21 protein-coding genes are annotated in these 25446 nt (G+C 49.4%); 19 read left to right on the top strand and 2 right to left on the bottom strand.

Annotated features, from left to right (window positions below):
* Positions 1 to 49: 49 nt before the first annotated feature.
* From QMG91_RS14230 to deoD, 17 genes are all read left to right on the top strand, one after another.
* On the top strand, positions 50 to 1216 hold the full coding sequence (locus QMG91_RS14230; RefSeq protein ID WP_281827247.1) for a dihydrolipoamide acetyltransferase family protein: 1167 nt from the start codon (positions 50 to 52) through the stop codon (positions 1214 to 1216).
* 63 nt (positions 1217 to 1279) lie between these two features.
* Positions 1280 to 2152, top strand: coding sequence for a class II fructose-bisphosphate aldolase (locus QMG91_RS14225; protein ID WP_004407096.1), 873 nt, complete (start codon positions 1280 to 1282; stop codon positions 2150 to 2152).
* Positions 2140 to 2832 (top strand): HAD-IA family hydrolase, encoded by a 693-nt coding sequence (locus QMG91_RS14220; protein ID WP_004407094.1) that lies wholly within the window; start codon positions 2140 to 2142, stop codon positions 2830 to 2832. The genes QMG91_RS14225 and QMG91_RS14220 overlap by 13 nt, the downstream gene beginning before the upstream one ends.
* A gap of 130 nt (positions 2833 to 2962) precedes the next feature.
* Positions 2963 to 4063: a sugar ABC transporter substrate-binding protein gene (locus tag QMG91_RS14215; RefSeq protein WP_004407091.1), complete on the top strand. Its 1101-nt coding sequence runs from the start codon at positions 2963 to 2965 to the stop codon at positions 4061 to 4063.
* A 12-nt stretch (positions 4064 to 4075) separates the two neighbouring features.
* A complete protein-coding gene (locus tag QMG91_RS14210; protein ID WP_281827243.1) occupies positions 4076 to 5590 on the top strand; it encodes a sugar ABC transporter ATP-binding protein in 1515 nt (504 codons plus the stop codon).
* Entirely contained in the window at positions 5587 to 6579 is a 993-nt protein-coding gene (locus QMG91_RS14205; protein WP_281827242.1) for an ABC transporter permease, read from the top strand. Before QMG91_RS14210 ends, QMG91_RS14205 begins: the two co-directional genes overlap by 4 nt.
* 25 nt (positions 6580 to 6604) lie before the next feature.
* Positions 6605 to 7612: an ABC transporter permease gene (locus QMG91_RS14200; RefSeq protein ID WP_281827240.1), complete on the top strand. Its 1008-nt coding sequence runs from the start codon at positions 6605 to 6607 to the stop codon at positions 7610 to 7612.
* 34 nt (positions 7613 to 7646) lie between these two features.
* Positions 7647 to 8423, top strand: a complete 777-nt coding sequence (locus QMG91_RS14195) for an SDR family NAD(P)-dependent oxidoreductase (protein WP_223096071.1) — start codon at positions 7647 to 7649, stop codon at positions 8421 to 8423.
* A 68-nt stretch (positions 8424 to 8491) separates the two neighbouring features.
* Positions 8492 to 10057 (top strand): FGGY-family carbohydrate kinase, encoded by a 1566-nt coding sequence (locus tag QMG91_RS14190; protein WP_281827237.1) that lies wholly within the window; start codon positions 8492 to 8494, stop codon positions 10055 to 10057.
* Positions 10058 to 10084: 27 nt separating this feature from the next.
* Positions 10085 to 11119: a zinc-dependent alcohol dehydrogenase gene (locus tag QMG91_RS14185; RefSeq protein ID WP_281827234.1), complete on the top strand. Its 1035-nt coding sequence runs from the start codon at positions 10085 to 10087 to the stop codon at positions 11117 to 11119.
* Positions 11120 to 11137: 18 nt separating this feature from the next.
* On the top strand, positions 11138 to 12697 hold the full coding sequence (locus tag QMG91_RS14180; protein ID WP_281827233.1) for an FGGY-family carbohydrate kinase: 1560 nt from the start codon (positions 11138 to 11140) through the stop codon (positions 12695 to 12697).
* A 60-nt stretch (positions 12698 to 12757) separates the two neighbouring features.
* Complete coding sequence (locus QMG91_RS14175) at positions 12758 to 13534, top strand: TatD family hydrolase (protein ID WP_281827231.1); 777 nt, start codon at positions 12758 to 12760, stop codon at positions 13532 to 13534.
* A 205-nt stretch (positions 13535 to 13739) separates the two neighbouring features.
* A complete protein-coding gene (locus QMG91_RS14170; protein ID WP_004407072.1) occupies positions 13740 to 15002 on the top strand; it encodes a NupC/NupG family nucleoside CNT transporter in 1263 nt (420 codons plus the stop codon).
* A 421-nt stretch (positions 15003 to 15423) separates the two neighbouring features.
* Positions 15424 to 16200, top strand: coding sequence for a deoxyribose-phosphate aldolase (gene deoC / locus QMG91_RS14165; RefSeq protein WP_004407071.1), 777 nt, complete (start codon positions 15424 to 15426; stop codon positions 16198 to 16200).
* 104 nt (positions 16201 to 16304) lie between these two features.
* A complete protein-coding gene (deoA, locus tag QMG91_RS14160) occupies positions 16305 to 17633 on the top strand; it encodes a thymidine phosphorylase (RefSeq protein ID WP_281827226.1) in 1329 nt (442 codons plus the stop codon).
* Between the two features lie 20 nt (positions 17634 to 17653).
* The gene (locus tag QMG91_RS14155) at positions 17654 to 18874 is read left to right on the top strand and encodes a phosphopentomutase (protein ID WP_281827225.1); all 1221 of its coding nucleotides are present in this window, start codon (positions 17654 to 17656) and stop codon (positions 18872 to 18874) included.
* Between the two features lie 155 nt (positions 18875 to 19029).
* Positions 19030 to 19746 (top strand): purine-nucleoside phosphorylase, encoded by a 717-nt coding sequence (gene deoD / locus QMG91_RS14150; RefSeq protein ID WP_004407064.1) that lies wholly within the window; start codon positions 19030 to 19032, stop codon positions 19744 to 19746.
* Between the two features lie 63 nt (positions 19747 to 19809).
* On the opposite strand, the gene QMG91_RS14145 is transcribed toward deoD, so the two are convergent.
* A complete protein-coding gene (locus tag QMG91_RS14145; RefSeq protein ID WP_281827222.1) occupies positions 19810 to 20427 on the bottom strand; it encodes a YtjB family periplasmic protein in 618 nt (205 codons plus the stop codon).
* A 107-nt stretch (positions 20428 to 20534) separates the two neighbouring features.
* Between QMG91_RS14145 and serB the strand changes: the two genes are divergently transcribed.
* Positions 20535 to 21494, top strand: a complete 960-nt coding sequence (gene serB / locus QMG91_RS14140) for a phosphoserine phosphatase (RefSeq protein WP_004407060.1) — start codon at positions 20535 to 20537, stop codon at positions 21492 to 21494.
* 75 nt (positions 21495 to 21569) lie between these two features.
* Here serB and QMG91_RS14135 read toward each other — a convergent pair whose 3' ends face one another.
* The gene (locus QMG91_RS14135) at positions 21570 to 23912 is read right to left on the bottom strand and encodes a PilZ domain-containing protein (protein WP_022549804.1); all 2343 of its coding nucleotides are present in this window, start codon (positions 23910 to 23912) and stop codon (positions 21570 to 21572) included.
* 138 nt (positions 23913 to 24050) lie between these two features.
* On the opposite strand from QMG91_RS14135, the gene radA reads away from it, so the two are divergent.
* On the top strand, positions 24051 to 25430 hold the full coding sequence (radA, locus tag QMG91_RS14130) for a DNA repair protein RadA (RefSeq protein ID WP_022549805.1): 1380 nt from the start codon (positions 24051 to 24053) through the stop codon (positions 25428 to 25430).
* Positions 25431 to 25446: the final 16 nt, after the last annotated feature.

The following is a 25446-nucleotide window of genomic DNA, read 5'->3' as shown; positions in this document are numbered from 1 at the left end:
AACATTGGACGAATCGCGCAACTTAGCGCGCAGACAGGGAAGTGAAATTATGGCGACTCCGGTATTGATGCCACAAGTTGGTCAGGATCTGGAAGAAGGCACGCTAACAGAGTGGATGGTAGCGGTTGGGGATACCGTTAAAAAGGGCGACGTTGTGGCGGTGGTTGAATCTGAAAAGGCGTCGTTTGAGGTAGAAACCTATCAGGAAGGCGTTGTGTTGGAACTGCTTTATGAAGAAGGTGATACCACCACAGTGTTAGAGCCCATTATGTATATCGGGGATCCTGACGAAGTGGAAAGTCCGGAGCAAGCCGAGCCACAGGCTGAAGCGGTTCCCGCCGCGAATAACACTTCTGATGCTCAAAGCAGTGCAGAAATCAAAGCGCAGCCTCAAAGCTCAACGGAGTCCGTCAATCATGGTCAGTTGCGGGCTTCGCCCTTGGCGAGAAGAATGGCTGCCAACCGAAACATTGATTTAACCGCGGTGAACGGTAGCGGTCCCGGAGGGGTTGTTCTGGAAAGGGATCTCGCAGATGCCGAGCCGAGTTCCGACAAAGAGTATGGAGACCAGCCTTATTCAAAAGTCCGACAGGTGATTGCCGACAGAATGAGTGAGTCGAAGCAGACCAAGCCTCATTTTTATCTGCGTACCGAAGTCGATGTAACGGATTTACTGGTGAAGCGAAACGCCTACAACCAGTCAAACCAAGACAAGGTGTCGATTAACGATCTGGTTATCTTCGCGGTTTCCCGCCAGTTAAAATACTACGGCAAACTGAATTCTCATGTCTTTGAGGACCGCTGCACACTGCTGGAAGACGTTCACATCGGAATGGCAGTGTCTGTGGATGAAGGTTTGCTGGTTCCGGTGATTGACCATGCCGACCGTAAATCCCTGAAAGAAATCAATCAGGCTTCTCGCTCTCTGGCAGAAAGTGCGCGAAACGGCGTGATCAAATCCAAAGCCCGCGGCTCTTTCACCATCTCAAACATGGGCAAATGGGACGTAGAACTTCTCCCTATCATCAACCCGCCCGAAACCGCCATTCTTGGCGTAGGCGCGATCAAAAAACGCGCTTGCTGCATCAATAACGAACTCGGATGGCGAGACTTTATGGTGTTGACATTGTCGGCGGATCATCGAGCAGTCGATGGCGTATATGGCGCCGAATTTATGATAAAGCTGAAGGAAAGCATCACCAACATGAATGTATGAATTACGCCGAAGCGCACAAGTGACTCGGCATTAAAAATAGACACTCTCTGAGGAGAATCGATTATGCCTTTAATTTCAATGAAGCCAATGTTGCAGGATGCAAAGCGAGACGGTTACGGCATCGCTGCCTTCAACATTATTGATTACAACAGCGCACGCTCTGTGATCACTGCCGCTCAGGATCTGAATTCGCCAGTCATTGTTCAGCTTTCGGTGAAAACCATCCGTTTATGGGGGTACGACGCCATCGCGTCCTGGGTGAAAAGTCTGGCGCAAAACGTGGATGTGCCAGTGGCATTGCATCTGGATCACTGCGCCGATCTGGAAGTGATTCAGCGTTGTATTGATGCGGGCTGGACGTCAGTAATGTTCGATGGCTCCGACATGCCTTTTGAAGAAAATCTGACCATGTCACTCAAAGCCTACAAACTGGCAACCGATGCCAACGTTGGACTGGAAGCTGAGCTTGGTGCCATTGGCGGGGTAGAAGACGACAAGGTGGTATCACAGGAACATGCCATGCTGGCGGACTATCAGGAATGCTTGCAGTTCTGCGCGGAAATGCCGGAATTGGCCGCGTTCGCACCGGCTATAGGTACGGCACACGGTCAGTACAAAGGTGAGCCTGTCATAGCTTATGACCTGCTGGAAAACATTACAGAGAACATCGATATTCCTATCGCTCTGCACGGCGGAACGGGTTTAGCCGATGCTCAGTTTGAACGTTGCATCCAGTCTGGCTGCGCTAAGGTCAATATTTCAACCATGCACAAGCATCAGTTTATCGAAGGGTTTGTCACTCTTGCTCTGCAAAAACCGGGCATTAAAGAGCCAATTCCTTACATCGAAGCCCAGTACCAGACGCTGAAAGAAGGCGTGGAGCTGATGATGTCAAAATTTGGTTCTCAGCAAAGGGCAGAGTCATGGACGCATTGATATTTGACTGCGATGGCGTTCTGGTGGACACCGAATGCGACGGGCATCGGGTCGCGTTCAATCAGGCGTTTCAGGAGAAAGGGCTGCTCGATTACTGGTCGAAAAGCCGATACGAAGAACTGCTCAGTGTCGCCGGTGGGAAAGAGCGAATGTCTTACTACTTCAATACCGTGGGTTGGCCAGAAACCGCTCTCAGCCGGGACGAGCTGATCAAGAACCTTCATCAGCTAAAAACTTCAATTTTTATGAACCTGATTAATTCCGGCGAGCTTGCCCCCAGACCCGGGGTCAAAGCCCTGATTACAGAAGCGTACGAGCAGGGTGTGCCGTTGGCGGTGTGTTCTACCTCAAATGAAAATGCGGTCAAAACGGTAGTGAAAACCTGCGTTGGGGACGAGATTGCCAAAAATATTCGGGTGTTTGCCGGAGACGTGGTGTCAGCCAAAAAACCAGACCCGGCGGTATACCGATTGGCAGCAGAAAAGATGCAGCTAACGCCGAATCGTTGCCTGGTGGTCGAGGACAGCAACATTGGTATGCGAGCGGCGTTAAGCGCAGGTATGAACTGTCTGGTGACCAAATCTTTTTACACCGCTGACGAGGATTTCAGCGGAGCAAACCGAGTCGTGGACAACCTTTCTGAGGTCGACCTAAACGTCTGCCGTCAGATAGTCGGGTAGGAAGAAAGCTTTCGGGGCTCATTTGTGCATTCAGCCTTTCACACCAAATGGGCACATGGACTTTTCCGAGTATGAGCAGGATCGGAAACAACACTATAGGACGTAGTGGTACTGGAATAAGGAATTGAACATGAAAGAGCGCATCAACAAGGGTGTCAGCGAATCTGATACTCAAAATACAGAGCAGGTTACACACGAATCCAACAGCGATTTATCACCGATTGGTTTGTCCCGTCGAAGAATGATGCAACTGAGCATGGGGACCGCCTTTGCCGTTGCAACCATGGGACCAATGACCTTCAGCCCAGCTATGGCGGCATCAGGCAAGAAACTGAAATTCGCCGCGGCACTGGGGTGGACGGCTTTCGACTCTGGGGCAGCGTTGCATCAGGGGTATAAAGATGCAGTTGAGTTGCTGGGGGGTGAACTGACCATTACTGACGCAGGTTTTGACCCGAAGAAGCAGACAGAGAACATCGATGCTTTCATAGCCAGTAAACCCGATGCGCTGTTTATCACTCCGGCCGATGCAGCGGCAATTGCTCCAGCAGTACAACGCGCAATAGACGCCGGTATCCCAGTCTTTGCGGGCGATAGTCAGGTGCCGGGCGTGGCAGTTCACAGTACGGCTATGTCGAGTAACTACGCCATGGGTTGGTTTACCGCTGAGTGGCTTGCTGAGCAATTAGGCGGTAAAGGTAAAGTTGCGATTGTGACCCTGCCACAAAACGAAAGCTGGGATCAGCGTACGCTTGGTATGGAATGGGCATTGCGTGAACACCCCGGTATTGAGGTGGTTGCCAAATGGGCCTTTAACTTTAATGCCAGTACCACACCGCGTCAGGCGGTCGACAACATGCTTACGGCGCGAGATGACATTGATGCCATCTGGTGTGCCTGGGATGGTGCCGCTATTGAAGGTGCACTTGCAGTGAGAGCAGCGGGTCGTAAAAACATCTTCCTGACGGGTATTGATGGTGGTCCCCAGTCGTTTGGTTATATCAGTGGCGGCTCTGCCTTCAAGATGAGCTGTGCCCAAAGTTTCTACGAAATGGCGTTCTCAAATGTGTTTTACGCCCATGAGTACGCTGCTGGCAGAAACATTCCTCGCCTGGTTATCACACCTTGCTACAAAGCTACCGAGGAAACGCTGCAAGGGCTGGGTGAAAAAGCCGCCGACTACGACAGACCGGGTCGAGCGAAAGAGCTGGGCTGGGTTCGCGTCGTTTAACTGGAGAACATTATGAACAGCAACGTTATTTCGATGTCAGGGATAGACAAGAAATTCGGTTCTGTCACTGCCCTTGATAACGTGGATTTTGAACTCAGGAAGGGTGAAATCCACGCACTGCTTGGAATGAATGGGGCAGGGAAGTCCACGCTCATTAAGATCCTTTCCGGTATTTACCAGAAGGATGGCGGGCAGATAGAAATTGAAGGGCGGGAAGTTCAGCTTGGTACTCCAAGCGCGTCGCTGCAACAGGGCATTGTCTCTGTGCAGCAACACCCCGAAATGATTGATGATTTCACTGGTTATGAAAACATCTTTCTGGGCAGGGAAAACAACAGCTTCGGGCTTTTCTCACTGTTCAACAGTGATGACCTTAAGCGCAGAGCCGATGAGTTGCTGGAAAAACTGCCCATCCCGGTCAATCTGGACAGAACCATTGCCGAGATGAATCCGGTTGAAAGGGAAGCCACCGCCATTCTGCACTCCATGGTGAACGACAAAATCACCGCGCTTATTCTGGATGAGCCAACGTCCACACTAACGGAAAAAGAAAAGCAGTACCTCTTTGAGCTGATGTCGATTCTGAAATCCAGTGGTGTATCCATCATCTACATTACTCACCGTCTGGAAGAGGTGAAGCAGATTGCGGATCGCTTTACGGTATTTCGAAACGGCAAAAATGTCGGGTGTCATGATGTGGCTCAGGAAGCCCTTTCTCCAGCGGCGATAGCCGAACTCATGCTGGGGAAATCGGTCTCCAACATGTTTCCACCTAAACTGGAAGAAGCGTGTAATGGCGACACATACCTTCAGGTCGAAAATCTCTCTTTCGACTCATTCAGCAATGTCTCTTTTGAAGCCAGAAAAGGCGAGATTTTGGGGATCTTTGGTCTGGTGGGTTCTGGCATTGAAGACCTCTCCAAAGTGATTTTTGGTGCTCGCATCAAAGGGGGCGGCAATATTCGTGTTCACGGCGAAAAGGTGGAATTTGAAACCACGCAAGATGCCTTGAATCACAAACTGTTTTTGCTCCCCGGAGACCGGTTAAAAGAAGGACTGGTGCTGGAAGAAAATGTGGTGTTTAACATTTCTCTTGCCAATCTTGACCGGGCGTCGTCTGGATTGGGGGTATTGAATTCTGAACAAACTCACGAAGACAGTCTGGAACTGGTCAGCCTGACCGAGCTTCATCCCGTCGAGCTGGACGAAGCCGCCAGTCATTTTAGCGGTGGTAATCAGCAGAAAATCGTCATGTGCAAAGGCTTATACGCTGAAGCTGAAATTTACCTGTTTGTCGAACCCACCATTGGCGTCGACATCGGCGCGCGAGCCACCATTTATCGTCTGCTGAGAAAGCTCTCTCAAACCGCTGCCGTGGTGGTGATGTCGTCGGATTGTGATGAAGTGCATGGGGTATCAGACCGGATGTTTGCTCTCTACAAAGGCGAGCAGGTTTCCGCTCCGGTGAGTGATATCAGCCGGGATGAACTCCTCATCGCGGGTATATCTGGGGAGAGCAAAGCATGACCAAGACCAATGCCAAAAGAGCAGCTTTTATTCGCGTCGGGCTTTATCTGGTAATTGTTGCAGCGATTACCCTAGCGTTCTACATGGTCGAGCCCAGATACGTCACGTCTTCAAACATTACGGCTATTTTGCGCCACTTAGCCGCCACGGGGCTGGCGGCGTTGGGACTGACGTTTGTGGTGGTTCTGAAAAAGTTTGATCTCTCCTTTCCCGGCATCATCTCTTTTGTGGCGATGACGATTGGGTATGGCATCGCCGCAGGCATTGACCTCTACTTGTCCATTTTCATCGGGTTGCTGGTGAGTATCGCATTTGGGGTGATCAACGGTTATGCCGTGAGTTATCTGAAACTGCCCGACATTGTCATGACCATCGCGGTGGGGTCAATCGCGGGGGGAGCGGCATTCCTGTTCAGTGGCGGTCCGTCTATTTTTCGCAACTTCTTCACTTCTGGGCTGCTCGATATCAACGATGGACGTTGGTTTGGGCTGAACTACTCAACTTATCTTCTGGTTGCTATGTACGCATTGTCGTGGTTTTACCTTCATCGCTCGAGGTTTGGAAACAGCCTTTATGCGGTTGGGTATAACGAAAAGTCTGCGTTTTACTCAGGGGTGAATGTACGTAAGTACACCTGTATTGCTTACGTGCTTTGCTCAACTCTGATGTTGTTTTCTGCCTTGTTAGTGATTGCCGAAACTGGCAAGTCTGAACCCATCGCGGGCAATGGATTTTTAATGCCAGCCTTTGCGTCGGTGTTCATCGGAATTGCGTTTTTCGGCAGGGCATCTGTACTGGCGACGCTGGCAGGTACGGTGTTGATTTCTATGGTTCTGAATGGATTCACTCTGATCAACATTCCTTATTACTGGAGCGATGGCGCGACCAGTATGCTGATGCTGGTGGGCAGCATTCTGTTTAGCCCGGACACCAGAGACAAAGTGACAGGGTGGATCAAAGCCAGATTCCATCAGGTTACCCACGCCTGAATTTCACAGAGATGAGGTTTTTACGATGAGTAACAGTAAAAGAATGACCACCTGGCTGATGAAATATGGGGTACTGATAGGGCTGTTTTTGCTTCTGTTTGGGTTCGCTTTTGTCAGACCTAATATCCTTCTGCCACAGAACATTACCACCATATTTGCGGCGGCGAGCATCTCTTTCATTATGTTCGCTGGGGTTACCTGGATATTTTCGATTGGAGAAGTGGACGTCAGTTTTACCAACATAGCTGCGCTCTCAAACGTAGTGACAGCTTGGTCAGTTCAGCAGGGAATGGGATGGGGCATCAGTATTGTCGCGGGTCTGATGGTTGGTGTGGTGTTTGGCATCTTAAACGGTGTGTTAGTCGGGTATTTGCGCTTGTCGTCACTGGTGACCACGATAGCGACGGGTGGGCTGACTCTCTCTATCGCGAAAGCCATTGGCGCAGGCGCATCTTTTCGAATTGACGACACCGGATTTATGGGGGACTTGGTGAATGCTTCGTTTGGCATTTTTCCGGCAACCATGGTTCTCGCTCTGTTTATCGCCTTTGTCCTATGGGTGTGTCAGGAAAAACTGCTGCTGGGACACTATATTTATGCTCAAGAGTCCAATTATAAAGCGGTGCATGAAGCGGGTATCCCGGTCAAAAAACTGAATGTGTATCTCTTCCTGTTTGCCGGTGTGATGGCGGCATTATCGGGGTGTTTTATCGCCGCGAGCCTGTCGTCTGGTCAGCCCGGTATCGGTAATTCCTACTTCATTGACGGGTTGACCGCCATATTCTTGGGCAGTCTGGCTTTTCGACAAGGGAAAGCCAATGTATTGGGTACGCTGATCGGGGTATTGATTCTGACGGTGCTGACCAACGGAGCCGGTTTGTCAGGATGGGCAAACTACGAAAGGGATATGGTGAAAGGGGGACTGTTGCTGTTTGGGGTGTTTGTGCTGATCCGCGGAGGACGCATTCACGCACTAAAGGCAAAGGAGAAACAGCCCTACGAAGCCGATAAGTCGGTGCTTTCGTCAAAATAACAGGAAGGTCTACAGATCATAGGGACGGTGAAACATGCAAAACACGAGTCGATTCGACGGTCGGACGGTCATCATAACCGGAGCAGGAAATGGTATCGGGCGAGCGTGTGCACTTAAGCTGGCAAAGGATGGCGCAACCGTTCTGATATGCGACATCAACCGCCAGGGGTTGGAAGAAACTCAGACGCTCATTGGAACTGAAAGCGGTCGTTGTCACCTACAGGCATTCGATATCTGTAATGAAGAACAGGTAGCTGAATCCATCGGTCGATGGGTCTCAGAGCACAAGGTGGATACATTAATCAACTGTGCTGGGATAGTGCAGGAAAGCAGCTTCGTTGATATCTCGCTTGCCGAATGGGAGAAGGTGTTTTCCGTAAACCTGACTGGGGTGTTTCTGGTCACACGTGCCGTGATTCCAACCATGCTGGAGAATGCTTACGGCAAAATCGTCAACATCTCATCTCAATCAGGGATTTTCGGCAGACCAAGACGTGTGGCTTACAGCGCGTCCAAGTTCGGTCTGAATGGTTTAACTCAGGCACTGGCGTTGGAGCTCGCACCTCATAACATCAATGTGAATGCCATTTGCCCTAGCCGAATCGAATCTCGAATGACTGAAGAAATACTGGAGTCTCGGGTAGAAACCACCGGGGAAGACTATTCAACCGTGCGCGCTAAATATGAAAAGAGCGTACCCATCGGTCGGTTGGGGACGCCAGAAGATGTGGCGTCTCTGGCGGCGTATCTGATGAGCGATGAATCTTCCTACATCACTGGGCAGTTTATCTCTACTTCGGGTGGACGCTAAACGCTTTAGGTCGGGAGAGCCTACGCTTTCGTTTGTTAGACGTTATCTTTTTAAAGGAATAAATGGATATGAGCGCAGACAAAATCACAGAACCTTTGGTCATGGGCATTGATGCGGGTACAGGTGGCTTGCGAATTGGCGTATTCAACGCCGATGGGGACTGTCGGTACTTAAAAAATCAGGATTACTCCACCCATTTCCCTCGTCCCGGATGGGCGGAGCAAAGCCCGGAAGACTGGTGGAATGCGTTAGTCAGTTCCGTTCAGGCATTGTTTGATGAAACGGATATCAGCCCTGCGCAGATACGCGCTGTTGCAGTGGATGGAACCGCAAGTACAGTGGTTTGTGTTGATGAGCACGGTGAGTCTATTGGCCCTGCGATCTTATGGATGGATGCTCGCGCCAGCGATCAGGCAGAAAACATTTTTCGCACTGGTCACCCTGCTCTGGAGCGCTCAAGTGCCGGAGTCAGCTCAGAGATGATGCTGCCCAAGCTGTTGTGGCTGAAAGAACACGATCCAGAACGTTTCGCTCAGTCTCGCTACTTTATGGAAGAAGTGGATTTTCTGACCATGAAGCTCAGTGGTGTGCCTGCGCTGAGTATCAACCACATCACCCATCGCTGGTTTTATAATCCTCGCACGGGTGGCTGGCCGCACGATTTCTATCAGCATATCGGGCTGGAGAATATTGTTGAGAAATTTCCTGAAAGAGTGCTGCCGATGGGAGAATCCGTCGGCAATATTTCGGCTGAGGTTGCGGCACTAACCGGGCTGTCGCCAGACACCATTATCGCCATGGGCGGCTGCGATGCTTATGTCGGTATGCTAGGGCTCAATGCGATCCGAAAAAATCAGGCGGCGCTGATTACCGGTTCTTCTCATGTGTTTCTTCCTATGTCTGACAGCGAAACCCCCATCAAAGGCGTGTTTGGTCCTCATCCGGATTGCGTCATTCCCGGGTTGACGGTTTACGAAGGTGGTCAGGTGTCGAGTGGTTCCATCATCAAATGGTACAACGACAACTTTATTCACGAAGCCATGTTCGACAATCCCGGATTACCAGAAAAAGACACCGACAAACTGGAAAAGCTCACGCAGGAAGCCAAAAGCATTCCGATTGGTTCTGAAGGTTTGATTGTTCTGGATTACTGGCAGGGAAACCGCACGCCACATACCGACTATAAGGTGCAGGGTGCGGTCTGGGGACTGACTCTGAAGCACGGCAAAGCCCATGTATATCGGGCGATCTGCGAATCCATTGCCTACGCGACCGAAAGCATGCTCACCCGACTTAGAAAAAATGGCGTGCACATCAACGCCATGTATTTTGGTGGCGGCTTTTCAAAAAGTGAGTTCAGCCTGCAGCTTCATGCGGATGTCAGCAATGTGGAAATCCATATTCCGGAATTTACCGAAGCGACGGTGTTGGGCAGTGCCATTTGCGCCGCGAAAGCCGCTGGGTTTTATGACGATTTGGTCTCGGCATCCGACAACATGGTCACCATTACCAAGGTCATCAAACCTAACCCAAAATCCCATCAGAACTATCAGTTCTATTTCGACTTATACGAAAGAACCTACGACGCCATGATGCCTTTGATGCACGAAATGGCGGAGCGACCAGATTCGTAATTTTCCTTTTATCGATGTGAGGTCTGAATGAAAGCGCTAGTGAAAACCCAATCGGGAGTCGGGAACCTGAGGTTGTCTGACGTCCAGAAACCTACTCCAATGCCAGATGAAGTGTTGGTCAAAGTCAGAGCCGCAGGCATCTGCGGAACCGATCTGCACATTAAAAAAGACACCTTCATCAACTTCCCTCCAGTCACACTGGGGCATGAATTCTCAGGAGAAATTGTATCCGTTGGAGAGGCGGTCACCGGCTTTCAGAAAGGAGACCGCATTGTGTCTCAGCCTCATAAAGGTGGGTGTGGACATTGCCGCTATTGCAAAAACGGACAGGTCGAAATCTGTCCGGATAAAAAAGCCATTGGCTATAAGATTGATGGCTGCTTTTCAGAGTTTATCTGCATGCCTGCTACCTCATTGCACCGAATACCCGATTCACTGCCTTTTGAAGAAGCCGCATTAGCAGAGCCGCTTGCCGTAGGAGTGAAAGCGGTGTTAGAGCGCAGCAAAGTCGAGCCTAACGACGTTGTGGTGGTGTTAGGTTGTGGCGCAATAGGGCTACTTGCCGCCGCGACAGCCAAAGCCAGTGGAGCCCGAAAGGTTCTGGTGACTGGAACTGATAACGACCTTGATGTTCGGTTAAGAATCGCCAAAGAGATGGGCATGGACGATGCAATAAGCGTTCAGCGGGTGGACATCAAACAGAAGGTTGCGGAATGGACACACGGGCTAGGTGCCGATCTGGTCGTGGAAGCCAGCGGCGCACCAGCGGCGATTCATCAAGCGTTCGATTTGGTGCGTCGGGATGGTCGAATCTGTGCCATAGGGTTAACCGGAAAGGACTCAGTACCCGTGCCGTGGAATCTGGCGATGCACAATTCGGTGACCTTATCTTGCAGCTACAGCACCAGTTGGACCAGTTGGGAAACCGCGATTGATTTGCTCGATTCGAAGCGAGTCAACGTTGCCCCTTTAATGTCTGGGACCTATTCATTGCAGGACTTTGAGAGTGCTTTTCAGCAGCTAGAAAACCTGCAAGCGGTTAAAAACCTGTTCGTTTTCTAAGAGTTTGAGGGGGGTAGCATGGACAAGAGTGAAAAGTTGCTGATAGGTGTTGATAGCAGTACCAGTGCAACCAAGGTGATTGTGTTTTCTATGTCGGGGAAAATCATTGCTGAAAGTGCTCATGGCTACCCTCTCATCATGCAAAGACCAGGATGGGTAGAGCAGAAAGCCGACGACTGGTGGAATGCGTTCATTGCTGGTTGTCTGGAAGTGATGAGCCACCCAGATGTGGATGGCAGCAAGATAGCGGGTATCGGTATCACCCACCAGAGGTTTACTTTTGTTCCGGTCGATTCTGATATTCGACCGCTCAGAAATGCCATCTTGTGGAATGACATCCGATGCAGTGAGGAAGCCGAATTTGCGGGGCAAGAGGTAGGTGTTCAACAGATATTTGAAAAAACCGGGTATGCGCCCGGTCAGTGGACGCTTTATAAGGCGCTGTGGCTTAAGCGGCATGAACCAGATGTGTATTCGCGAACCTATAAACTGATGCTGGTACAGGATTATCTGATCTATAAGCTGACAAGCCAGTTGGTGACTTTGAGCGGCGCAGCGACAATGACCGGAGCCTTGGATATTGAGCACGGCGCGCAATGGGCGAGCGATATTATTGATTCGCTGGGAGTAAGAAAGGACATCTGGATTGATACGATTTTACCCGGATGCAGCACTGCCGGTTCTGTCACCGCACAAGCCAGCCAGATAACAGGTCTTCCACAAGGGATACCTGTGGTCGTAACAGCAGGGGATCAGCCTTGCGGCATTCTTGGAGCAGGCGTCACCGAACCTGGAGAAATAGGTATCAATGGCGGCACTTCCTGTACCAATGAAATGTTGGTGAACAATGTACCTTCACGGGCAAAGCAGGATTACGTCATCGAAATCAGCCCGTCTGGCAACTATGTGATGGAAAATTACATTCCCAGTGGTGGCTCAGCATTAATGAAATGGTATCGCGATCACTTTTGCCTCAATGTCGGGAAAGACGAAGCCTGCCCAGACTGGAGTGACGTGTACCGAAGTGCTGAACAGAGCCCGGTTGGCAATATGGGCATGATGATACTGCCGTATTTCCAGGGGGCAAACGGACCGTATTGGGATTTGAATGCACGGGGAATGGCGTTTGGGCTTCATACCGAACATGGTCAGCCGCAAGTGGTGCGGGGGATCATGGAAGGGCTGGCTTATGAGTCGCGAAGGCAGGGGGAATTGATGGAAGCGGGGGCTAATACCGACATTGAGCAGATCAAAATGTACGGTGGCTCTGCGAGAAGCGATGTCTGGAACCAGATTTTTGCCGATGTATTTAACAAAACCCTGTTGATCCCGGAAACGTCAGAAACCACCGCGCTGGGGGCTGCCATTAGTGCAGCGGTTGGATGCGGTGAATATTCTAATTGCAAAGCTGCAGCGCGACGCATGGTTTCCATCAAACACGGCTTTAAGCCCAACGCCAAGAATGTGGATGTTTACAACGATTACTATCAAAACGTCTACCTGCATCTACACGACTCAGTGAAAGCACTTTCTAAGGTCAATGCCAAAATCACATCCAGCCTTGTTAATCGGACCTAACACTTCGTGACTACACGGGTATAAACTAAGCTCTGAACTCCTTATTGGTGCAGCCAGCTTATGTCCCGACTTTTTGATACTCACTGTCATTTTGATTTTGATGCCTTTTCCAATACCGATGAAGCGTTAGCAACCGCTAAGCAATCGGGTGTGGGGCGCATCCTGATCCCGTCAGTCGGATTATCGAACTGGGATAAAGTCAGCGAACTTGCCTCAAGCCATGATGAAATCTATTTCTCACTCGGACTTCACCCTTATTTTATTGACCAGCATCTTGATACGCATCTCGATTTACTCGATGACAGGCTCAGTCGTCGTGGAGGCAAATGCGTTGCCGTTGGAGAGTGTGGGCTGGATTTCTACTCAGGAAATGACACTCAGTCAAAACAGGAAGCATTGTTCAGAGGGCAGATAGAATTGGCGAATAAGCACAAGTTGCCTTTGGTGCTTCATCAGCGAAAATCTCATCAGCTGATGACCTCTACACTAAAGAAAATGCGTTTCGATCAAGGGGGCGTGATTCATGGATTCAGTGGAAGTTATCAGCAAGCCAAAGACTGGCTCAATTTAGGCTTTGCGATTGGAGTAGGCGGGACGATTACTTACCCAAGAGCTCAAAAAACGCGCAATACCATCGCCCAAATACCGATAGATGCCATGGTGCTCGAAACCGATGCACCAGATATGCCATTGAATGGATATCAAGGTTTACCCAATCACCCCAAATTTCTGCCTGAGATACTGGAATGTCTTTCTGAGCTCAAAAAAAGACCAAAGCAAACGATTGCGCCACAGCTATGGTCTAAAAGCAATTTAGTGTTCGGAATTTGTGATTAATCGCTATCTTCTGTGAAAGTTCCGCAAGTATACGTTTGCGTAACGTGACTATCATCACATAATTTAATGATACAAGAGTGAATAAGACTACAAATTGTGACCATGCCATTACTTTATTGATTGAGGGATGATTATAATGCCCACGCTTCAAATACGAGCCAATTTGTAACACGCCAATAAATAACTAATAAGGAAGTCATAAACTATGAGCCTGTTTATGAGCCTCGTCGGTATCGTAGTACTACTAGGAATTGCAGTACTATTATCCGGCAACCGCAAAGCAATTAATTTTAGAACTGTAGGTGGCGCTTTTGCTATCCAATTTGCACTTGGTGCTTTTGTTCTATACATCCCTTGGGGTCGTGACCTTCTGGCTGCATTCTCTGCAGGTGTTCAGAACGTTATCGACTACGGTAAAGACGGAACAGGTTTCCTGTTCGGTAGCCTGGTTAACTTCTCTGTTGACGGCATCGGATTCATCTTCGCATTCCAAGTACTGCCAACACTGATCTTCTTCTCTGCGTTGATCTCTGTTCTTTACTACATCGGTGTTATGCAGTGGGTTATCAAGATTCTTGGTGGTGCACTTCAGAAGGCACTGGGTACTTCTCGTGCGGAGTCCATGTCAGCAGCAGCTAACATTTTCGTAGGTCAGACGGAAGCGCCTCTAGTTGTTCGTCCGTTCGTGCCTAAGATGACTCAATCTGAACTATTCGCAGTAATGTGTGGTGGTCTGGCATCGGTTGCAGGTGGTGTACTAGCTGGTTACGCATCTATGGGTGTACCTCTAGAATACCTAGTTGCAGCATCATTCATGGCAGCACCAGGTGGTCTACTATTCGCTAAGATCATCATGCCTGAAACTGAAGCGCCTAAAGACGACATCGACGCAGACATCGACGGTGGCGACAATAAGCCAGCGAACGTTATCGATGCAGCGGCAGGCGGTGCATCTGTAGGTCTTCAGCTAGCACTTAACGTAGGTGCAATGCTATTGGCATTCATCGGTCTTATTGCTCTAGTCAACGGCGTTCTTGGGGGCGTTGGTGGTTGGTTCGGTATGCCTGAGCTGACTCTGGAACTTGTTCTAGGCTGGGTATTCGCTCCTCTTGCATTCGTTATCGGTGTGCCATGGGAAGAAGCAACACTGGCGGGTTCTTTCATCGGTCAGAAGATCGTTGTGAACGAATTCGTTGCTTACCTGAACTTCACTCCTTACATCGGTGAAGGTGCGAAAGTGGTAGCAGAAACAGGTCTGCCAATGTCTGAGAAGACAACAGCAATCATCTCGTTTGCTCTGTGTGGTTTCGCGAACCTTTCTTCTATCGCGATCCTACTAGGTGGTCTGGGTAGCCTTGCGCCAAATCGTCGTCACGACATCGCACGCATGGGTGTGAAAGCGGTAATCGCTGGTACGCTATCTAACCTGATGGCAGCGACGATCGCTGGTCTGTTCCTGTCTTTCTAAGTTAGTAAGAGAAAGATTATATAGACGCCACGAAAACCAACCCCGTAGCAAGAGATTGCTGCGGGGTTTTTTTGTTTTAAAGAGAAAAATTTTTGTAACTAATGGACTGAGTTTTTTGAGATACAAACCGTTTGCGTCAACCGGAATGCTATTGTTTTGAACAAATAATGCGTATTGTATAAATTACTAAATGGTCAGACCTTTGCAGGAAGCAAAGAGACCAGATTTGTAAAAACGTTAGCCACGATGAAAGGAAAAAACTAGAGTCGTGCCATAGACCAAATAGGTACTGTGCGGTGACAAGGATAGCAATTGAACTTGTAACGAGTTCAAGTCTTCAGGGAACCAAGTCCGTTCATGTTGTGATGGATTGCCAAGGGGCAAGCCATCTAATCATTGAATAAACTGATCGGAGATAGAAATGAGCGATTTAAAAGCAGCTGCTCTACGTGCACTTAAACTTATGGACCTCACAACGCTGAATGACGATGACACAGATGCAAAAGTCATCTCGCTGTGTCACGACGCAAAATCAGCGGTTGGCAATACTGCTGCCATCTGTATTTACCCTCGCTTTATTCCTATTGCTAAGAAGACACTTCGTGAGCAAGGTACGCCAGACGTTCGCATTGCGACCGTAACTAACTTCCCACACGGCAACGACGACATCGAGATTGCAGTAGCGGAAACCAAGGCTGCAGTCGCTTACGGTGCAGACGAAGTTGACGTCGTTTTCCCATACCGCGCACTGATCGCAGGTGATGAGAAAGTGGGCTTCGAACTGGTGAAACAGTGTAAAGAAGCATGTGGCGATATCCTTCTTAAAGTCATCATCGAAACGGGTGAACTAAAAGAAGAAGCACTCATTAAGAAAGCGTCTCAGATTTGTATCGAAGCGGGCGCAGACTTCATCAAAACATCTACAGGTAAAGTGCCTGTGAATGCCACTCCTGAATACGCTCGCATGATGCTGGAAGTGATCCGCGACATGGGCGTAGCAGAAACAGTAGGCTTTAAGCCAGCAGGTGGTGTTCGAACTGCAGAAGACGCAGCGGCATACCTGGCAATGGCAGACGAGATCCTTGGTGACAACTGGGTAGATGCTCGTCACTACCGCTTTGGTGCATCAAGCCTGCTGACTAACCTACTTAATACATTAGAAGTAACAGACGAGACGGCAGACCCTACTGCCTACTAATCCTAAAAGTCTGATGCAACAAGCTGTCTGAACACAGCTTGTTGCCTTACCTCTTTACTCTACAACCACAGCTCTGCACCTATGAAGGTGCGTGGGAGGTTCTAATGTATTTACCTCAAGAAATTATCCGTAAAAAACGTGACGGCGAAGTGCTGTCTGCGGAAGAAATTCAATTCTTTATCCAGGGCGTTGCCAAAGGCGAAGTGTCTGAAGGACAAATCGCGGCATTCGCGATGGCCATTTTCTTCAATGAAATGAGCATGCCTGAGCGAATCGCACTGACTTGTGCGATGCGAGATTCTGGCATGGTCATCAATTGGGATCACATGAACTTTGGTGGTCCGATTGTCGATAAACACTCCACCGGTGGTGTGGGAGATGTAACGTCCTTGATGCTTGGTCCTATGGTGGCAGCATGCGGCGGATTTGTCCCTATGATTTCCGGTCGTGGGCTGGGACATACTGGCGGCACACTGGATAAGCTGGAATCCATTCCGGGCTACGACATTACGCCAAACAACGAAGTGTTTGGTGATGTGACCAAAGAAGCGGGCGTTGCAATTATCGGTCAGACAGGCGACCTCGCTCCTGCTGATAAGCGTGTTTACGCTACCCGCGATATCACGGCGACCGTCGATAACATTTCCCTGATCACCGCGTCTATTCTGTCTAAGAAACTGGCAGCTGGTCTGGACTCACTGGTTATGGACGTAAAAGTAGGTTCTGGTGCCTTTATGCCAACTTACGAAGCGTCGGAAGAGCTGGCGAAATCGATCGTTGCGGTAGCCAACGGTGCTGGCACTAAAACCACCGCCATCCTCACCGATATGAATCAGGTGCTGGCTTCTTCTGCGGGTAACGCGGTGGAAGTGCGCGAAGCGGTGCAGTTTCTGACAGGAGAATACCGCAACCCACGTTTACTAGAGATCACCGTAGCGCTGTGCAGTGAAATGCTGGTACTGGGCAAGCTTGCAGACAATACCGAAGATGCGCGCGAAAAGCTGATGGCTGTACTGGATAACGGGAAAGCCGCAGAATGCTTTGGCAAGATGGTGGCTGGCTTAGGCGGTCCTGTCGACTTCGTTGAAAACTACGACAACTACCTCGAAAAAGCCGAGATCATCAAACCAGTTTATGCCAAAGAGAGTGGCGTTGTTTCCTCAATGGATACCCGAGCCATCGGCATGGCAGTCGTGGCTATGGGCGGTGGTCGTCGCGTGGCTACGGACTCTATCGACTACGCTGTCGGTTTTGACCAGTTTATCCGCCTCGGTGAAGTCGCCAACAGCGAAACTCCGTTAGCGATGATTCACGCCCGCAGTGAAGAGCAGTGGAGTGAAGCCGCTGAAGCACTGCAAAGCGCCATTGCTGTTGGCGGTGAGTATCAGAAAACACCAGACGTTTACCGTCAGATTCGAGCAGAAGACGTGTAAAGGTGCTGGTGGAGAAAGCAATGAAAAGAGCATTTATTTTAGTTTTAGATTCATTCGGTATTGGCGCGACTGCGGATGCTGACAAGTTTGGTGATGCAGGTTCAGATACTCTGGGTCACATCGCCGAGCAGTGTGCCAAAGGGTTAGCTGATACCTCTGAGCGTAACGGACCTTTGTCTCTGCCTAACTTATCGAAGTTGGGCTTAGCTCTGGCGCACAAAGAGTCCACTGGTGCATTTGCACCGGGTCTTGAGTCGGAAAGTGATGTTGTTGGGGCATACGCTCACGCAGCCGAATTGTCGTCGGGCAAAGACACGCCTTCAGGGCACTGGGAAATCGCTGGCGTTCCTGTGATGTTTGACTGGGGCTACTTTTCTGACAAAGAAAACAGCTTCCCTAAAGAACTGACGGATCGCATCCTTGAGCGAGCGGGAATCGACGGTTTTCTCGGAAACTGCCATGCGTCCGGAACTCAGGTTCTGGATGACTTAGGCGAAGAACATATGAAGACGGGCAAGCCTATCTTCTACACCTCTGCTGACTCTGTGTTTCAGATCGCCTGTCATGAAGAAACGTTTGGTTTAGAGCGTTTGCTGGAACTGTGCCAAATCGCCCGTGAAGAGATGGAAGACTATAACATCGGACGTGTTATCGCACGACCGTTTGTTGGGGCAGGCAAAGGGCAGTTTGAGCGTACGGGGAATCGTCGAGATCTGTCTGTAGAGCCGCCGTCACCAACGGTATTGCAAAAGCTGGTTGATGAAAGACAGGGCGAAGTGGTGTCGATAGGCAAGATTGCCGACATCTATGCTAACTGTGGTATCAGCAAAAAAGTGAAAGCGACAGGTATTCCGGCACTGTTTGAAGCTACGTTGGAGCAGATTCAGCAAGCCGGTGATAACACCATTGTGTTCACCAACTTTGTCGACTTTGACTCTGTGTACGGTCATCGCCGTGACGTCGCGGGTTATGCGATGGCACTGGAATACTTCGACAGCCGCATCAATGAAGTGATTAACCTTCTGCAAGAAGACGATGTGCTGATAATAACGGCCGATCACGGCTGCGACCCTACCTGGTCAGGTACGGAGCACACCCGAGAACACATCCCTGTTCTGGTCTACGGAAGCAAGGTGCCAGCGGGCTCTCTAGGATTCCGAAAAACGTTTGCCGATATCGGTCAGTCGGTTGCGAGCTACTTTGGCACGTCACCGATGGATTACGGGAAAAGCTTCCTGTAACCCTGGATTCATCAGGTTTTCGCTCCAGAGGTTTAAGCTTGGAGCGGTTAATTTTAGTGAGCGGGCAAAATAGGTTGAAGTAATCACGCTATCCACCATAATTTGCCTGCAAACAGGGGCGATTGCCCTCAATTTTATTTACAAGGACTATTTCAATGGCTACTCCACATATTAATGCTGAAATGGGTGCATTTGCTGATGTTGTTTTGATGCCGGGCGATCCGCTACGTGCTAAATACATCGCAGAGAACTTTTTGGAAAACGTTGAGCAAGTCTGCGATGTTCGCAATATGTTTGGCTTCACTGGCACCTACAAAGGTCGCAAGATCTCTGTTATGGGTCACGGCATGGGTATCCCATCATGCTCTATTTACGCGACTGAGCTAATCAAAGATTTCGGTGTGAAGAAAATTATCCGAGTTGGTAGCTGTGGAGCGGTAAGTGAAGACATCAAAGTACGCGACGTTGTTATCGGAATGGGCGCCAGCACCGATTCCAAAGTAAACCGTATCCGCTTTAAAGGTCACGACTTTGCGGCAATTGCTGATTACCAAATGGTGAAAAACGCAGAAGAAGCAGCGAAAGCGCGTGGTATCGATGTAAAAGTGGGTAACCTGTTCTCAGCAGAGCTGTTCTACACACCAGATCCAGAAATGTTCGACGTAATGGATAAGTACGGCATTGTAGGCGTAGAAATGGAAGCGGCTGGTATCTACGGCGTATGTGCAGAGTACGGCGCAAAAGCGCTGACTATCTGTACCGTGTCTGACCACATTAAGACGGGTGAGCAAACTACGTCTGAAGAACGCGCGACCACGTTCAACGAAATGATCGAAATTGCACTCGATTCAGTTCTGCTTGGCGACAAGTAAGAACGTACCCTAAAAAGAAAGCCCCGCTAATCAATCGCGGGGCTTTTTGTTGAATATAAATTTCTATTGGGACGCAACGTTTTTCAGCAGCAGATTTTCTCCCTTCTTACGGCTGCGTCGCTGGCGTCTGAACAGAATGGTGATCAGCACGCCACTGGCAAAGCTCATCAGAATCATCAAATACATTAAGCGATCACTGTTGCGGTAGTGGTGGTCGGAAATCGCAGTCACTCGTCCTTTTTCAAACGTAATTCGCATGTATCCGATCATGGCACCATCATTGTAAATGGGCTCCACCAGTTGCTGACGACCAATTGCCGCCGTACCCAGCGGGGTATCGAGCCCAAGCATCTCACGCACCGGTTTGGCGTTGCTGCTTGCGGCCAGCTTAACGCCTTCAGCATCATAAATAGTGGCATCAAATACCAGTCGATCTTTAGAAAGCTGTTGAGTCAGCTTGAGAAGATTTTCCTGATCTTGATTGACCAGCATATCGCTGGCAGATAACGCTGCCTGAGAGACCAGAACATTGGTCAGCGTTTCTAGCTGGCGAGCCTGAATGGCTTCGTTGCCTTTACTGATCACTACGCTGTTTTGCACCATAGAGAAAAACAGCAAAGCCAGCATTATCATGGCGATAATGCGCAGAAAAGCCCGGAATGAAAATAGTGAACTGCTCATCGAAAGGTCTGCCACTGGTTAAGATTTAAATTGATCATAAGCTTGCGTTTCTAAATTGCAATAGGGTAAGTTTACGGTCACTACAGGACAACTCTGCCACGGACGCAATGAAAACACTGCCTATAAAGAAACACATCACACTGCTAAAACGTCTTCCTGAAACGCGCTTTTCTTCAAAGATCGACCTACAACGCGCAAACTGGATTGTTTTTTCCAATTATTTGTCGCCAAGTCATTTTGAAGATATCGACTTTTTTACTGGTTACTACAATGCCGTTGTCGCCACATGGAAAGTGGGGCAGTACGAAGTGGCACTGATGTCCGGTGAACTTACCAAAGAACACGAGACCATCCTGCAAGCGCTTTCTTTGGATTACGCCAGCCTGACCGATGTACCTGACCTCAGTAAGCCGGGATTAGTCGTGATGGATATGGACTCCACTGCCATTCAGATTGAATGTATCGATGAAATTGCCAAACTCGCTGGTGTAGGAGAGCAGGTATCAGAGGTGACTGAGCGTGCAATGCAAGGCGAGCTGGATTTTGAACAAAGCCTAAGACAGCGTGTTGGCGCGCTGAAAGATGCGGATGAGAGTATTCTGGAATCAGTGCGCAGTGAACTGCCAATGATGCCAGACTTGCAGGAGTTCGTGGCTAGCCTTCAGGCATTGGGTTGGAAAACGGCAATTGCATCTGGCGGGTTTACTTACTTCTCAGACTACCTGAAAGAGACACTCAACCTGGACCATGCCCAGTCGAATACGCTTGAGATTGTAAATGGCAAACTGACAGGTAAGGTTTTGGGCGATATCGTATCGGCTCAAACCAAAGCGGACATCCTGCGCCAGTTGGCAGAACAGTATGAGATTGAGCCAGAAAACACCGTTGCAGTCGGCGATGGCGCTAACGATTTGGTGATGATGGATGCTGCTGGTTTAGGGGTGGCGTACCACGCGAAACCTAAAGTAGAACAGCAGGCACAAACCGCGGTTCGTTACAGTGGATTAGGAGGCGTGCTTTGTATCTTAAGTGCCAGCCTCATCAAACAACAGAAGATCGCTTGGTAAGCTCTTATTCAGTTGAAAAAAAACGGGCTTTTAAGCCCGTTTTTTTATAAATATACATTGCGAGATTGACCAACCTTAAGTCAATTCTAACCGGATCAGTATTTCTTCCGTAATGTCCGTAAACTCTCCGTACCCAATCAAGCTGGTAAACTCTTTCTCCAATGCCCTTGCGTGATGGATAGTGGCTTTTGCCAAGCTGCTCAATTCCTCATTCAGCAGATTGGTAAGCGAATCAAACACGGGCATTCCAGAGATTCGAATAACGTAAAACGCGCCTACCGACTTGGCTTTTTTCACAAATCGTATTCTTTCTTTGATCGACTCAAAGTCGGACAGCAACCGGGTATGAATCTCTTCTATCTGATTACCTTTCTGAACTACAGCAATGTACAGCTCGTAGAAGGTCGGTTCCGCTCCCTCGATTGGACGCATTGGTGTGGCAAGTAAGGTGTTGGTTCTGTTCTTAAAAATCGGCTCCATTGAGAGCTTGCCACCATGCCCAAGGGACTGAAAAATCTTGGTGAGTTCATCCAGTGGGAAGTTGACTCCAATCGCGCGTGGCTGAAGAATCCGATCTTTCTTTTCAATGTAGAAAGGCACAGACACCATTCGACCCAGCAACAGATGATGCATGGTACTCAAAAGTTCAGAAGACGGAATAGGCTCGTTGTCTTCAATCAGTTTGCCTTGATTGTGATTAATCAGGCGTTTCAGAAAGTTAAGGCAGCGTGTCGTCTGGGCATTTTCAATGATCGACAGATGCACATTTTTACAGTCCGGGCTGAGTTTTATCACCGTATAAGGCACATCACTCAAGGGGACATCGCTGTCGTAACGTTGCAGCTCGATAAAGTTTACGCAAATTTCATCGCCCGCTTTGGCTTGCAAAGGTGCACTGAGTTTTACGTTTAAGCCGCGGCTGGAAAAGTCTACGGTGTTACCCTTGATGGGATCTTTAGTACCAATGGCTAACTCTACGGGTGAGTCGAACATGAATCTGGGTTCAGAGCGACGAGAGCTGGAATCAAAATAGATGCCATTAGGTGCGCCCATTACCTGACGTGAGTGGCGGAAGCGGTTTAACTCAGAGCTAGGAATGCTTGGCTTTTCAGTCAACAGATAATCGTGGCTGGTTTGTGCGTCACTCACTTCCTGCAAAATACCCGTGTGAGTCAGGGTTTTGATGGTTTCCGACATCTCAGGTGCCACATCTAGCAAGTGAGAAATCTCATCTTTGGACAACTCGAACATGTGCAAACGGAACACGCGCCAGCTATCGCGCCTTGCTCCTACATGCCAGAAAAGCTGACGTTGTTCACGCGAGGCTTCTGGCAGCATCATGCTGTAGAAGAGGTGCTTGCCCTGATGATCATGGGTGAATGAGTAAATAAAATTACTGCTGCTTCTCATGCCCGGCTGCGTCAGCGGTGCCATTCTTTCACGGTTGAACAGTGTTCCGAAGGTCTGCTGATTTCGTTCATCATGCCAGTATTTCCACAGTGCCTGATTGGCATCAGTGAGCAAGGAATAACGAAGCTCGGTACCCGAGAAAAACAGGGGAAGATTACTGGTGTGCTTTAAGTAGCTATGTTCGTAGCCTCGCGTTCGGGCGCGAAGGATGTGATCCTGATTGTCGTGTTTGGCGCGTTTGCTGCTGTTTTTCAGCATCAACTCTATGGCATGGGCGATCGCGTCGGTTTCCGTCAGCTTCATCAACCTCAGCCATTTTACACTGTTGTTTTCGAAACAGTCGTCAACTCCCAGAATACGGTATTCAATGGCTTCTTCCAGCTCTGGGTTGTTGGTCTCTTTGGCGAGCTGTACAAAGCGCGCTTCAATCACTTCTCCCAGCTTGTAGTCAAACGCACTGGGGACTTTGAATTTGGCACCAGAGCTGGAAAGGTCAACGCTGACCCCATGTATTTCCTGCCCGGATTTTAGATGAATATCGACCTGACTGGACATACGTAGCCGGTTTTCCTGACGTCGCAGGTCGTAACCCAAACGTATCGCTTCCGCTTCGTAAGGGCTGTCTGGGTCGGTGATGCTGTAGGTCATATTAGGGCGATTTTTACTCATCACCCGGAAGTTATTTCGCGTATTGATCAGCGCTTCCCAGACACCTTCTGTATAGGCGCCGTAACGCTTCACTTTTTTGTGGTAGGCATTAATCGCAACGTCGTCGAGCCAATGGGTCAGACCATCTAGCTTGTATTCGCGGCATTCTCCCTGTACTCGCCCTCGCAGATCGATGGTTTTGGTGCACGGCGCCATGACCCGTTTCATCTCCATTTTGACTAGGATTTTGACAGACGGGTGTTCTCCCTCAGTCATTTGAGACAGAACGAGGTCAAAATCATCGGAGCGATACACAGGTATGAGACGTTCAACCAGCGAGAGTATTTCAGCTTGTTCCATTGTTTCTGTTAAAGTACTTGTCCTAATTGGGTTATCGACGACGGAATCGTTATCTTTAAAATAATTATACTCTTCTACCCAGAGATATGACCCCAATGTTAAATTTTTATTGTAAATAATTGAGAGACGGCAAGTTCTATGGCGAAAGCAAAACGTGCATATGTATGTAATGATTGTGGTGCAGATTTCCCCCGCTGGCAAGGGCAGTGCAGTGCATGTGGGGCATGGAACACCATCTCGGAAATTCGTCTTGCCGCATCGCCAACCGTAGCTCGAAACGAACGTTTATCAGGGTATGCAGGTTCTGCAACCGAATCTAAGGTTCAGAAACTTTCCGAAATTGACCTGCAAGAAGTACCAAGGTTCAGTAGCGGTTTCAAAGAGTTAGACCGTGTTCTTGGGGGCGGAGTTGTGCCCGGAGCCGCTATTCTGATTGGTGGTAACCCTGGGGCAGGTAAATCAACACTTCTTTTACAAACCATGTGTTTGTTGTCTGGTCAGATGCCGACTTTGTATGTCACCGGTGAAGAGTCATTGCAGCAGGTGGCGATGCGTGCTTCCCGCCTTGGATTACCAAAAGACAACCTCAGCATGCTGTCGGAAACCAATGTCGATAAAATTTGCCAGATTGCGGAAAAAGAACAACCCCGCATTATGGTGATCGACTCCATTCAGGTTATGCACGTTGCAGACGTACAGTCTTCGCCGGGCAGCGTGGCTCAGGTTCGTGAATCCGCAACTGCTTTGACCCGTTACGCAAAACAAAACAACGTCGCGGTGTTCATTGTTGGTCACGTAACCAAAGATGGCACGCTCGCGGGACCTAAAGTTCTGGAACACATTATCGACTGTTCGGTGCTGCTGGACGGCGGTACAGATAGTCGTTTCCGCACTTTGCGTAGCCACAAAAACCGTTTTGGCGCGGTGAATGAGCTGGGGGTATTTGCGATGACAGGGCAGGGGCTGAAAGAAGTCAGCAACCCTTCGGCGATTTTCCTGTCTCGTGGTGAAGAAGAAACCTCGGGCAGCTCAGTGATGGTGGTGTGGGAAGGGACCCGACCTTTGCTCGTTGAAATTCAGGCGCTGGTGGATTACTCCCAATTGGCAAACCCTCGACGTGTAGCAGTGGGTTTGGAGCAGAACCGTTTATCTTTGCTTCTGGCTGTTTTACACAAACACGGCGGTCTGCAAATGGCCGATCAGGATGTTTTTGTGAATGTGGTGGGCGGCGTAAAAGTAACAGAAACCAGTGCGGACCTAGCGTTGCTTATGGCGCTGTTGTCCAGCTTCCGTGATCGCCCGTTACCAAAAGATGTGGTGGTGTTTGGAGAAGTCGGTCTGGCTGGTGAGATTCGCCCTGTTCCAAGTGGTCAGGAGCGATTGATGGAGGCCTTCAAGCATGGATTCACCAAAGCGATTGTCCCTGCTGCAAACATGCCAAAAGGGGGCATAAAGGGCATGCAGATACATGGTGTCCAAAAGCTCTCGGAAGCCATTGAAGCTTTCGACGAGCTATAGGGAATGAACGGGATTT

Source organism: Vibrio nigripulchritudo (assembly GCF_027924785.1).
Lineage (GTDB): Bacteria > Pseudomonadota > Gammaproteobacteria > Enterobacterales > Vibrionaceae > Vibrio > Vibrio nigripulchritudo.
Note: the sequence above shows the minus strand (reverse complement) of the source record. Positions and strands in the feature narration are given on the sequence as shown.